We start from the raw sequence: 12,479 nt of genomic DNA on the forward strand, positions 1-12,479 counted from the left end.
TTACACCTCTTCTTTAAAAAACTTTTTTCTGAGCCATAAAGACACGCTAACTAAAGCAATCAATACTGGCACTTCAACCAACGGACCAATCACTGTGGTAAATGCCACAGGTGAAGCTAAACCAAAGGTTGCAATCGCTACAGCCAGCGCTAACTCAAAGTTATTTCCAGCAGCAGTAAACGAAATTGCTGTTGTTTTAGGGTAGTCATTCCCCATCCATTTGCTCATAAAGAAGCTAATGAAGAACATCACGATAAAGTAAATCGTCAATGGAATGGCAATACGCAAGACATCTAGTGGCAAGCTCACTACATCGTTCCCTTTGAGGCTAAACATCGCCACAATCGTGAATAATAAAGCCAACAAACTCAGTGGACTGATCTTAGGTAAAAAGACATTTTGATACCAATCAAGACCTTTAGCTTTCACTAGAGTGAATCGTGTAATAAAGCCAAGGAAAAATGGAATTCCCAAATACACTAATACCGCATGGGTAATCGTCCAGAAATCGACATTGATCACTTGCCCTGCAACACCAAAATATGGCGGTAAGAAAGTCAGAAATAACCAAGCATAGGTACTAAAAAACAAAATCTGGAAAATACTATTGAATGCCACCAATGCAGCTACATATTGGTTATCACCACAGGCTAAACCATTCCACACCAAAACCATCGCAATACAGCGAGCTAAACCGATCAAGATCAAGCCTGTCATGTACTCTGGATAGCTATGCAAAAAAATAATGGCTAATGCAAACATCAGTACTGGTGCAATCACCCAGTTCTGTACCAAAGACAAAGTTAAAGTTTTTTTATCTTTAAACACTTGTGGTAGCGCTGCATAATCCACTTTGGCTAACGGTGGATACATCATCAGAATCAAACCAATCGCTATTGGAATATTGACAGAATCAATACTCATTTTATCCAAAGCGACGGAGGCTTGCGGAAAGAACACACCTATCGCAATCCCCAATGCCATGGCGATAAAAATCCATAGAGTGAGGTTACGATCTAGAAAGGATAATCTTTGTTGAGCCATGATGTTCTCATTCAATATGCGAAATTTGATTGATTGCTGCAATCAAATCTGGGCGAGACATATGAGTTGTATCTATTGCCAATAAAGCGTCTAAGCGGCGGTTGATATGATCAACAGTAACTTGGAATGCTTTTAATTTTTCTTCTTTCGGCAAATCTAAATGTGAAGGATCAGCCAAGCCCCAATGGGCCTTGATCGCTCCACCCAAATATAGTGGACACGCTTCCTGAGCTGCTGAATCGCAAACAGTAATCACCACGTCAGGTTGATATTGTTCACAATCATCAATGGTTTTGCTCCACAAACCATCTGTTGAAAGACCAAGATTCTCTAAAGTTTCTATGGTCAATGGATGTACTTGCCCTGATGGCTTACTACCTGCACTGTAAGCTATCCACCCTTCAGGCGCGCGGCTGTTAAAAAGAACTTCTGACAGGATGCTACGGCAACTATTTCCAGTACACAAAAAAAGAAATTTCATACTCTGTTACTCACAATAACTATTTATTTGGATATTTTGGGAAGCTTTATTCGCTATGGTTTGACTGCTTACCAAAAGATTCAGAACGTCATGGCACCACATTGGTAATTGCGGATTAATGCTGTAATACACCCATTGGCTTTGTCTTCTGTCCTGTAAGAGACCAGAAGAACGCAATAACGCTAGATGCCTAGAAATCTTTGGCTGACTCAGTTGCAACTTTTCAGTCAAATCACAAACACATAATTCTTTATTCTCAGCGACTAAAGTCACGATATTGAGTCGAGTTTCATCTGATAAGCATTTAAAAAAATTAACTTGGTCCATTCTTAACTCCCATTCACTTATTTGGATATGCGGATAATCACATACAAAAAGTAAAATTTTTAATTCACTCGTTGACCATTTTCATCAATCACTTTTTCACCATCCTCTTTCATGAAGGCACCCTTCTGAGGTAATGGTAGAATATCTAAGACAACTTCAGAAGGACGGCTTAAGCGAGTGCCTAATTCAGTAACAACAAATGGTCGATTAATCAATATTGGATGATCAAGCATAAAACTAAGTAACTGCTCATCACTCAAATCACTACGATCAAGGTCTAAATCCCGATAAGGATCTACATTCTGGCGAATGGCCTCTCTTACTGTTAATTTTGCATCCTGAATCAATTTAACTAATTCGTCATGACTAGGTGGTGTAATGAGATATTCAATCACAGTTGGCTCAATCCCTGTATTACGGATCAAAGCCAAAGCGTTGCGAGATGTCCCACAAGCTGGGTTGTGATAAATCGTCACAGTTGATGAAGTTGTCATCGAATTGAGCTCTTTTGATAATTTATAATATCTTTATATTCGAATTACCATATATATGCAATACCATATATTAATTTTTTAATAATGTCTTAGAAAATAAATAAACACCATCAAAAAATGCTTATCACTATCAATTGAATGGCAATCATACAACTAAATTAAAAGCCTCTTTAGAAGGAGGCTATTGATTTATGTCAATAGCCTCCTTCTAAATTAAAATCGACTTATGACTTGATAAGTTATAAAAGAGAATAGGTAAGCCAACGAAAATAGATAAACAGCCATTACGACTGGTTGTTTCCAACTCCCTGTTTCTCTTCGAATAGTTGCTAGTGTTGCTAAACAATGCGGGGCAAAGATAAACCAAACCAACAATGACATACCTGTCGCTAGCCCCCATCCATCTGGTCCAGATATTTGAGATAATAAGGTCTGGGTAACTGCATCTTCATCACCAGACATTGCATAAATCACTCCTAATGCAGCAATAATCACTTCACGAGCTGCCATTGCAGGAATCAAAGCAATACAAATTTCCCAAGTAAATCCAATCGGAGCAAATATTGGATGGATTAGATGCCCTAACTGTCCAGCAATACTATAATTGATTGGTGGCATTGTTGGATTATCAGGTGGTAATGGAAACGTTACCAAGAACCATAATAAAATAGAAAGTGCGACAATAATTCCACCAACTCTTTTCAAGAATATAGTCGCTCTATCATAAAGTCCCAAAGCTACATTTCGCACATCTGGAATACGGTATGTAGGTAATTCAAAAATGAAAATACTTTCAGTTTTATCTTTTCTTACTAATTTCAGAAATAAAGAAACCAATAAAGCAGATACAATTCCTGACATGTAAAGCCCGAACAGAACTAGACCTTGTAAACTGAGCCAACCATAAACCAACTTGTTTGGAATGAATGCAGCGATCAGCAAAGCATATACAGGTAATCGTGCAGAACACGTCATCAAAGGTGCAATCATAATCGTTGCTAAACGATCTCTCTCAGAGCTAATACTTCTAGTCGCCATGACTCCGGGAATTGCACAAGCAAAGCTTGAAAGTAGTGGAATAAATGAACGCCCACTTAAACCAGCTTTAGACATCAGCTTATCTAACAAAAAAGCAGCTCTAGGTAAGTATCCCGATTCTTCTAAAATTAAAATAAAGAAAAACAAGATCAGAATTTGAGGCATATATGCGAGCACACTACCAGCACCTGCAATTACACCATCAATGATCAAGCTTCTTAAAAGTGGATGAGTGATCAGTGGTCCTATTGCCCCACCAAACCATGCAATCGAATCCTCAACAAAGGAAATTAATGGTTGAGCCCAAATAAAGACAGCCTGAAACATTACAAACATGGTAAAGGTCAATATTAATAATCCAAAAACTGGATGTAAGAATATTTTGTCCAAGAAAGCCGTTCGTTTATCACCATTATCATTTTTCAAGATGACTTGTTTTGTAATATATTTGATTTGGTCAAAGTGACTCAGATCAGAATGATAAGGGGCAACAAACAAATTCTTTTGATCCAATTGTGTCAATAGCCCCTGAATGCCTTTTGTTTTTACAGCTACTGACTCAACAACAGGAATACCTAAAAGCTGAGATAGCTTCGTTGTATCAATTGCAATCCCACGCTTTCCAACCTCATCCATCATGTTAAGAACAAGTAACATTGGTCTGTTTAAAGCCCTGACTTCAAGTACAAGACTTAAATGAAGATGAAGATTCGTAGCATCGACAACACATACAAAAATATCAGGTATGACTTCGCCTTTTAATTCACCAAAGCATACTGCTCTAGTTACCTCCTCATCTAAACTGCTAGGTTTTAAACTATAAGTCCCAGGCAAATCCAATACTCGAACGGTATCACCAGAAGGTAGTTTAAAAAATCCCTCTTTCCGTTCTACCGTTACCCCAGCATAATTTGCAACTTTTTGACGAGTCCCTGTGAGGGTGTTAAAAAGTGATGTTTTACCGCAATTAGGATTACCAACCAGTGCAATATTTTTAGTTTCCATTGGTAATCTCTACAAAAATTCGTTCTGCTTCATTTTTTCTTAAGGCGAAACGTGAGGTTTCGATTTGAACCAACACAGGATCACCACCAAAAAGCCCTTTCGCAAGCACTTGTAAGGATTCACCTACTCTAAAGCCCAGCAGTTCTAAACGCTCCAGAACAGGATCATTTTTATCTTGATACTGTTCACCCTTTTTAAGATCAATGATTTTTACAGTCTGGTCTTCCTTTACTTGAAATAAATTCATTGTCTGCACCCTATTTCAACGCCAAAATCTTTCGAGCGCCATTCAGTACAAACAGTGAAACAAGAATACCAATAATCAAATCTGGGTAAGCTGAACCAGTCCATGCGACAAGTACACCTGCTAAAATAACCCCCATATTTACTATTACGTCATTAGCTGAAAAGATCCAACTCGCTTTCATATGGGCTCCGCCATCTCTATGCCCAGAAATGAGATACAAGCACGTCACATTGGCAATAAGTGCTAAGAAGCCAATAATGATCATCAAATCTGACTCTGGCTCACTACCGAACATGAAACGTCTGACAACATCAACAATAACGATCAAAGCTAATAAAAGTTGAATCCATCCTGCAAAATGAGCTGCTTTTAATTGGTATTTTGCCGCTTTCCCTACCGCGTAAAGTGCTATACCGTAAACCGCCGCATCAGCAAACATATCAAGAGAGTCCGCAATGAGACCCGTCGATGCAGCAATAATTCCACTTATGAATTCAATAAAAAAAAGAATACCATTAATCGCTAGTAATAATTTTAGGACTTTCGCCTGCTTAGTCGGATCTGGTGTTTCAGGCAATTCCCCAGTGGCTTTTACTGTTTCCACGAGCTTTGCACCAAAACCGAGGGCTTCAAGTTTTGTGGTAATTTCATTAATCCCATTTGTATGGAAAACAACTAACTGTCTTTGTGCCAAATCAAATGATAAACCTTTAACTTCATGCAAGGGAGAAAGAGCCATTCTGACCATTTGCTCTTCTGCCGAACAATCCATCTTCGGAATTAGAAAAGTACTGGCTTCTTGTGCGTGCTCTTTATTTTCATATGCTTCAGTTTTATTTAATTTTGCTCCAAATCCAAGAGCTTCAAGTTTTGCAGTGATTTCATTATTTTCACCATTATGCAGAACTTTTAGGTTTCGGTTTGGCAAATCAAATACCAGCCTCTTAACATCTACTAATGAAGATAAAGTCATCCGAACCATTTGTTCCTCTGCGGAGCAATCCATTTTCGGGATGTTATAGTCACTGATGAAAGTCGCTGTATCTTCACTCCCCCGAATCGGTTCAGGTGAAGTTATCGAATCCGAACCACAACATGAATTCGACTGCGTAGAACACGGCTGGTTACTACCGCAAGTATCTTTTTCATCAGAGTTAGCTCCTTGCTGTAACTCATTACCACAACAAGAGCTTTTACTTACTTCAGTAACTGAATCTTTACCTTTACAAGAATCTGTTTCTGATTCATTTTGTTTTTGCTTGGTATCGTCACAAGAACTTTCTTTATTACAACCGCAACCACTCATTGATGTGCCTATAGTCATATCTTCACTTGTTGCATATTAAAATCCCTATAGCTACTATAGAGTCAAGCTAGTTTTGGTTGATTACCATGTTCTTAAAAATAGGTGAGTTATCTGAGAAGACCTCTTGTTCAGTATTAACAATTAGGTTCTATGAAAAAGAAGGTTTAATCCCACCACCTGAAAGAAATCAGGGCAACTATCGACTGTATTCAGAAAACTATATTGATAGACTAAAATTTATTGTCAATTGCCGAACATTGAACATGAATCTTAGTGAAATCAAAAAATTATTAACTTATAAAGATACGCCTGCCCAAAATTGTTCTGAAGTAAATGAACTTATTGATTCTCATATTAGAGATGTACAAGATAGTATTAGAAACCAACAGAAACTCATTGAGCAGTTGTTAGAAATTCGGAAAACCTGTGACGGTTTATGTACTGCTGATAAATGTGGCGTATTAAAAAATTTAGCTTGAGCTAGTTATAGCGAAGGGAACTTTTAAGTTCCCTTCGCTATTAATTTAGTGCTTTAACACTACGAGATAACTCTTGTTCCATTGTCGTTACACACGATAAAGCGCCGCATTGGTGAGGCTCCTCTTTCTCATTTGAATGATAGAACTCCTCAACAATATCCAAGCCCTCTTCACCACCCACCTCAAAACTGGCATTGCCATAACCCTGTCGTGCCACATGATCCAAAGCCTCCTGATAAAACCCTGCTGCCTTACTCTGTTCATCGATCTGCTGAGCTGAGGTGATAGCATCATTTAAGTTCACTCCATCACGTAAAGTTAAGTCCACGTAATAGATCGGCGTACGATAACTCTGAGTTGTACTCTTACCTCTTAGAGTCAGTTGCAAAGGTAAGCATGAGAGTAAGTCACCTGATGCTGCATGGTAATAACGAAGCCGCGCTGCCAAAGTTCGAATACTATTATAACCTGTGGTTCTAAAGATGAATGTACCGAACTCATCCGATTCATCTAGATTGACGTAAAGTCTGCCATAAGGCTTGCACAGCCCACCCTGTGCCAATGGGCATAGATCAGGTGATGGGCATGGGTGTTGCTCAATGCCATTTTGTCCGAGTCGCTGACAAGTTTCCCCATTACCTGAGCAGATTAAGCGTCCTGTTTGTCTGTCAAACAAACTGTATTCAGCCCGTAGATTCAATTCTGGATCGTTAAAGATCATCCTGACTGGAATGCTTCTAAGTTTTTGGTTTTGTGCCTTGGCACGTAGTTGTTCATCAAATGGATGTTTGACCCATCCATCCTTATTCTGGATTTGGCTAGTAATGGTAAATTGGTCATCTTTTTCAGGGAGACGTTTACCGTTCTTTTCAACAACTTTGCCAATGCTGATACGACCAAGTACAGGTGGTGTGATGGCTAAGCCTTTAATCATGATGATCTCCTCAATATAGATGTATAAATAAAATTTTGGGCATAAAAAATCCCATACCTGTGAGGTATGGGATTAATTGATTTGATATGTTTGCTGGAGGAAATAAATGATGGATTAAGATAGATCTGCCTTATCCACCATTCGCATAAATCTGAAATCTTCGTGTTCCTGATTTAGTTTGAGGGAATTGCTGTAAATATTCAGGGTGCTGTTTCAGCAAAACTTTACTATCTAAAGTGATCGAGTCCTGTGACTTTTTCCAAGTGACTGAGCCACCTGTAAACACTGCCCGTTCCGCATCTTTCATCATCATTTGTAGTTGATGTTTAAGTTCATCAAAACACAGTTGGTGCTGTTCAACCTTGTGTCTCTCCTCAAGCAATTGGTTAAATAGGTAGTTGGCTTGTTCATTTTGGGTCAGGTCTTCCACCAATAAAGGAATCTGTTCTGGGTAAAGTTGCTGCAAGGCTTTGGCTGCTGAGTCGGATGCATCTACACTTGGAGGGATACCCGATTCCACACATTGCCAGAAATGCCGTTCAGCATTGATGATGTGCTGGATCACGGTTTCATTGCGAGTCACTTTATAGATTTTGGTTTCATGTCCACAGATCAAGGCACAGATATGAGCGGCTTGTTTACCTGTCACAGCCAATTGATGTTGTACTTGGCATAAGACATAAAGCGGTACACCATCCCGCCAAAGCTTAGAGCCGTACTCGCCTACAGTTTTGCATTCCAGAATTTGTACTTCATCACAGCCAACGACGGCATAATCCAGATTGGCGAGCATAAAGTGTTTATCGTCATCTGGATGCTGAAGTACTGCGTTGACTCGACGCACCTTATTGTTGGTGTGCATGCTGTAATATTCGGCAACAAGCGGTTCAAGTTGTTTGCCCCAGTACAAGGGTGCATAGCCTGCGCTTTCATCTTCGATGTTTTGTTGCATCCGTCCTGTTTTAATCATCCAAAGTTCTAGCATCGACATATAGGGATTTAGTCCACAAGCGGTTGCTGCATCACTACTACCAATACCCTGTTTTCTAACTTCCAGCCATTGCTGGTAATTCATCAGTTTGGTACTGGCGAGTCGTTTGGCTGTGGGTGGTTTGGATTTTCGTGGTGGCTTGTTTGCTGATATAAGTGATTGGCTGTTGGATGGGTTACGTTTAGTTCGGGTTCCCACTTCAACCTGTTGAGTCGGTTGGCTTAAATTAGGTAAATAGGGCAGTAGCGGTGGATTATTTAGGGTGTTTTGAATCTGGGTATTCGAGTTCATGATTATTCCTGCATATTATAAAAGTTAGGTAAAATTTGAATTGACGGCATAAAAAAGCTGCATCTTTGAATGCAGCTCAATAAAATTAAATTGGTGGGTATGTTCTGCTTAGGCTAAATCGTTTAAGCAACGAGTCTAAGGGCTTGTTCTAAAGCTCTCTGCTTGATGGCTGCACCTGCGCCAAACCAAGCTGAATCTAAACGATGATCTGTGCTCATAGCACGTCTTTCGTGATCGACGAACTCCGTCATAGAACAAAGCAATCCATAAGCAGTATCCTTAGCAGAACTGAGTTCAGCCCCTCGCCCATGTCCGTTAAACATGGTCATCACTTTAGACATAGCCCGTCCATTGGGTTCAGTTTTATTGTCTGCTTTGGATGGGCTTGTTTGAGTGGGCATGGCAACATTTCGATAAAATTGAATAATACTTTCATCCTGTTCAGCCATACTGAGGTTGGTATTGTTAAACACTGCATCAAAATAGGCTGCTGCTTCCTGCTGTGTCACTTTACGCTGACTGAGTTGCTTCATTTCATACATGTGTTCATCCCATGCACGTACTGAAATACCGAGTTGTTGTTTTACTTTCTCCGCATCAAACTTGGTGCTGTGTGGAACTTTGACCACACCAACATTGCCTTGTTGTCCCTTCAAGGCAATCGCCAAAGTGTTGTTGCAGACGACTCGAATGCTGGTGAATTGTGCGGTAGTTGCCAACGTTCCATCACAAGCGGTTGCCAACAAAATATAGCCATTGCTGACATCTTTTCCTTTTAAAGCTGAGCTTTGCCCTGTTCGAGCTAGTGCCCAAAACTTTTTGCCACCTTTGAGTACGCCTGCGGTTTCCAGTTCAAAGCCTGATTGTTCAGTTAGGTCTTTATAGAAATGTAGAATTTCCATTGGCTGGACTTCCTGAAAGCGTTGGCTCACTACCGATAGCGGTACATGGGTATCTGATCGATACAAAACCCGTTGTTCTTCAAATGGCAAAATGATGCTTTGCCCACGTTCATTTTGTGCCATATAGCTGACATCGGAAGATTCAATTCGCCAGTCCATACCCGCTTGTTGTGCCCACACTTCTAAGGGTTGATTTTGGGTCAGTTGATTCCCTAAACCATGCCAAGGTGTTTGCCCAACGAATGCCATTGTTTCGACTAAATGTGCCATAAACTTTTCCTTGAATAGATCAATCTTGAATTGTTTCAATTTCAGATTTTGTGCATAAAAAAAGGTCTGCTGGGGGAGCAGACCAAAGTGAGAAGTCATTGAGATGCATGTGAATGCATTCATTCACTTAGATGGTATATATCTGAAATTTATTTAAATTCTTTTGACTCATCATTTGATTTTTCTGAATCAGTAAATTGACGTGATCTTTTACAGGGATTATCATTCACTTGCTGGCCTACATTGCCAGTCGGTTTTGACAGACCGTTTACCCAAAGCACACTAAAAGGTTAATCTTTTTGGTGGGCGACCCTGCGTGTCCCCTCTGCGGCGGAACGGGAGGGGGACACCTTCGGGTGTGCTGATCTTTTTGGGTATCAGTCTGTCAACCCTCTTTCGTTTCGCCACCATTATTTGACAGTGATGCGGTGAAACTTCTTTATACCCAAAGGAGTCAACCATGACTAATCTCTATTCTTATTTCTGGGCATCAGCCCTATCCTTCGTTGATAAAATCCAAAACACTAAATTATTGAGCTATCACGTTTTTAATATTAAAGCGCTCAATTTATAACAGGACGTTTGGTACATCACAATTCCAGCTTTCAGCCGCCTTATCTATTGATTCAGGTCAGATTTGTGCTGCCATAAAAAAGAGATTCACTGTCTATGTGAATAAGAATAAAAGCTGCTTTGTGTTGTGAGGTTGAGCATGTTTGAACACTGACGGTAAATAACAATCAAGATCAATTTACCTGTAGGTCTACACATCTCTCCGATACATAAAATAAGGACACGAAGATGAAAGGCAAGATTTTAGATTTCACGATTCAAACCAATATGGGAATTATTCTGGGTAATGACCAAAAACGTTATAACTTTGTAGGTAGTGAATGGAAAGAACAGCACGGACCTGTTCGAGGCAATGAAGTTGACTTTGATGTAAATGCTGAAGGTCAAGCTACAGGTATCTACCTTGATTTCATGACAGCGTCTACATCTACCACCCAAATCAAAACATCTGCACCCTCTCCAACTTTTGTTTATGGCAATCCAAATGATTCAACAAAAGCAACCGCCAACAACATTGAAAGTATCCTTACAAACTATCAACAAGCCATTCTGACCTGCTTTAAAAAGTTTGCAGATTTTAAGGGCCGTGCTAGACGCAGTGAGTTTTGGTATTTCGAGCTATTTTGTGTACTGATGAGCCTAGCCTTTAGCTTTATAAGTGAAGATGCGGCAACCATCGTCATGTTACTCACGTTCATTCCAAATATTGCGGTCAGTGTCAGACGTTTACATGACATTGGACGTTCAGGTTGGTGGATGTTAATCGCCCTTGTGCCCATTGTAGGAATACTTTTATTACTGTTCTGGGCTGCTCAAGAAGGCGAACCTACAACAAATGCCTATGGTGAATCACCTAAAGCCTAGTCAATAAAAATCATTCCACCGTATCTAAATAGAATCTGTACATCCATGCCTGCACAGCCCATGCATGTACACGTTTTAGGAATCATCATGAATAAAAAAATCATCATTACCTTAATCACAGCTTGTTTAATGCAAGCTTGTACTAAAAATGAATCTACAGAAAACGCATCATCAAATAGCGCTCAAACAGAAGCTATTAACGCCAATACATCTGACTCTCAAAAGTTCATTGATCAAGGCAAAAATGACATTGCAACCTATGGTAAAGAGACCTTGCAATACCTTCTTGATCAAAAATACCCTGATCGCTATACAGCCTTTTCAGTCGATAATGTTAAATTCCTACGTCAGCAAACTGAAGAGCTTTTTCTTTATACATGGAACATCCGTTTTTTAGATAATCAATCGGATGATGTCTATGGTTGTGATAGCCAACAACTTTCATGGAGCAAGCAAACCACTGACATTGAATCTACTTTAAATGATGAGTGCTTTAATATCATTGAGCGGGGTAATACTCCTGCAAATCAAAATGAAACCACTTCGACAATTCCTGCAACCTCTCCAGTTAAAATTGCGTTAGAACAGAATCCACACCACTCTTTTATAACAATGATCAAAGTTCAATCACTCGTTGATGACGTATCCATTTCAAATGTCATAGTTAATCGTGGCAACTGTCCTTTATTGCAAAAAATAAATAATCCAATACGGCTTGGTTTTGGACAAATGATGTCAGTGGATACAAGCAACTGTGGTAGAAATAAAATTATTGAAGTGGTTATATCTACAAATCAAGGAGACTGGAAGTTTGGATCATAAGTATTGGAACATTTGAAATACTTCAATGCATGAGTTTAAATATTGTTAGCATGATGCATGGTTTAGGGAGGCGTTGCCTCCCTATTTTATATACTCTCCCTTAATAAAAAGAGTGCCCACAATGCTGACATTGAAAGCAAGACTGCACAGTTTGAGTTGAAGCAGAACCAAATACTGAACCTAACAAACCACCGACCACGGCCCCTGCTATCCCTCCAATGAGAGGTGACACAGGTAATGTTTTTGATAATGCTGCACCCATCGTGGCAAATGATGCTGATGATGCCAAGCTTGGGGTACCAGCCTGTGAATTACTGTTTTGTACAATACGGATCACATGCTCTGAATGGCAATACGGACAATTGATTTGCATAAGATACCTCTGGAATAAGAAAGACTTAGTACGATGCT

At 39.6% G+C, this 12,479-nt stretch carries 13 protein-coding genes and 1 pseudogene; 3 read left to right on the forward strand and 11 right to left on the reverse strand.

The window, feature by feature from the left end; genetic code table 11:
* The 7 genes from arsB to AC4CVF_RS15720 all read right to left on the reverse strand — a co-directional run bounded on the left by arsB (position 1) and on the right by AC4CVF_RS15720 (position 5,942).
* Positions 1-1,044 (reverse strand): ACR3 family arsenite efflux transporter, encoded by a 1,044-nt coding sequence (gene arsB, locus AC4CVF_RS15690; RefSeq protein ID WP_005206994.1) that lies wholly within the window; start codon positions 1,042-1,044, stop codon positions 1-3.
* Positions 1,045-1,051: 7 nt separating this feature from the next.
* Positions 1,052-1,525, reverse strand: coding sequence for an arsenate reductase ArsC (locus AC4CVF_RS15695; RefSeq protein ID WP_005206993.1), 474 nt, complete (start codon positions 1,523-1,525; stop codon positions 1,052-1,054).
* A 6-nt stretch (positions 1,526-1,531) separates the two neighbouring features.
* On the reverse strand, positions 1,532-1,852 hold the full coding sequence (locus AC4CVF_RS15700) for a metalloregulator ArsR/SmtB family transcription factor (RefSeq protein WP_005206992.1): 321 nt from the start codon (positions 1,850-1,852) through the stop codon (positions 1,532-1,534).
* A gap of 59 nt (positions 1,853-1,911) precedes the next feature.
* Complete coding sequence (gene arsC / locus AC4CVF_RS15705; RefSeq protein ID WP_490789692.1) at positions 1,912-2,346, reverse strand: arsenate reductase (glutaredoxin); 435 nt, start codon at positions 2,344-2,346, stop codon at positions 1,912-1,914.
* A 213-nt stretch (positions 2,347-2,559) separates the two neighbouring features.
* Positions 2,560-4,389 (reverse strand): ferrous iron transporter B, encoded by a 1,830-nt coding sequence (gene feoB, locus AC4CVF_RS15710; RefSeq protein WP_016164803.1) that lies wholly within the window; start codon positions 4,387-4,389, stop codon positions 2,560-2,562.
* Positions 4,379-4,636, reverse strand: coding sequence for a FeoA family protein (locus AC4CVF_RS15715; RefSeq protein WP_007481186.1), 258 nt, complete (start codon positions 4,634-4,636; stop codon positions 4,379-4,381). Before AC4CVF_RS15715 ends, feoB begins: the two co-directional genes overlap by 11 nt.
* A gap of 10 nt (positions 4,637-4,646) precedes the next feature.
* Entirely contained in the window at positions 4,647-5,942 is a 1,296-nt protein-coding gene (locus AC4CVF_RS15720) for a cation efflux transmembrane domain-containing protein (RefSeq protein WP_016164802.1), read from the reverse strand.
* 86 nt (positions 5,943-6,028) lie between these two features.
* Here AC4CVF_RS15720 and cadR point away from each other — a divergent pair, with 86 nt between their 5' ends.
* Entirely contained in the window at positions 6,029-6,421 is a 393-nt protein-coding gene (cadR, locus tag AC4CVF_RS15725) for a Cd(II)/Pb(II)-responsive transcriptional regulator (RefSeq protein ID WP_004655749.1), read from the forward strand.
* Between the two features lie 135 nt (positions 6,422-6,556).
* On the opposite strand, the pseudogene AC4CVF_RS15730 reads toward cadR, so the two are convergent.
* The 3 genes and pseudogenes from AC4CVF_RS15730 to AC4CVF_RS15740 form a co-directional block, all read right to left on the reverse strand.
* Positions 6,557-7,355, reverse strand: a pseudogene (locus AC4CVF_RS15730) (recombination directionality factor); the annotation flags it as partial.
* 130 nt (positions 7,356-7,485) lie between these two features.
* Entirely contained in the window at positions 7,486-8,637 is a 1,152-nt protein-coding gene (locus AC4CVF_RS15735; protein WP_241334198.1) for a YqaJ viral recombinase family nuclease, read from the reverse strand.
* Between the two features lie 122 nt (positions 8,638-8,759).
* Positions 8,760-9,809, reverse strand: coding sequence for a DUF932 domain-containing protein (locus AC4CVF_RS15740; protein WP_241334199.1), 1,050 nt, complete (start codon positions 9,807-9,809; stop codon positions 8,760-8,762).
* A gap of 801 nt (positions 9,810-10,610) precedes the next feature.
* On the opposite strand from AC4CVF_RS15740, the gene AC4CVF_RS15745 reads away from it, so the two are divergent.
* Together AC4CVF_RS15745 and AC4CVF_RS15750 are read left to right on the forward strand one after the other, a co-directional pair.
* Complete coding sequence (locus AC4CVF_RS15745) at positions 10,611-11,246, forward strand: DUF805 domain-containing protein (RefSeq protein ID WP_486685673.1); 636 nt, start codon at positions 10,611-10,613, stop codon at positions 11,244-11,246.
* An 87-nt stretch (positions 11,247-11,333) separates the two neighbouring features.
* Positions 11,334-12,068: a hypothetical protein gene (locus tag AC4CVF_RS15750; RefSeq protein ID WP_486685674.1), complete on the forward strand. Its 735-nt coding sequence runs from the start codon at positions 11,334-11,336 to the stop codon at positions 12,066-12,068.
* A gap of 100 nt (positions 12,069-12,168) precedes the next feature.
* On the opposite strand, the gene AC4CVF_RS15755 is transcribed toward AC4CVF_RS15750, so the two are convergent.
* Positions 12,169-12,441 (reverse strand): hypothetical protein, encoded by a 273-nt coding sequence (locus tag AC4CVF_RS15755; RefSeq protein WP_016542031.1) that lies wholly within the window; start codon positions 12,439-12,441, stop codon positions 12,169-12,171.
* Between the last annotated feature and the right edge of the window lie 38 nt (positions 12,442-12,479).

This window comes from Acinetobacter sp. LipI_19 (assembly GCF_058242925.1).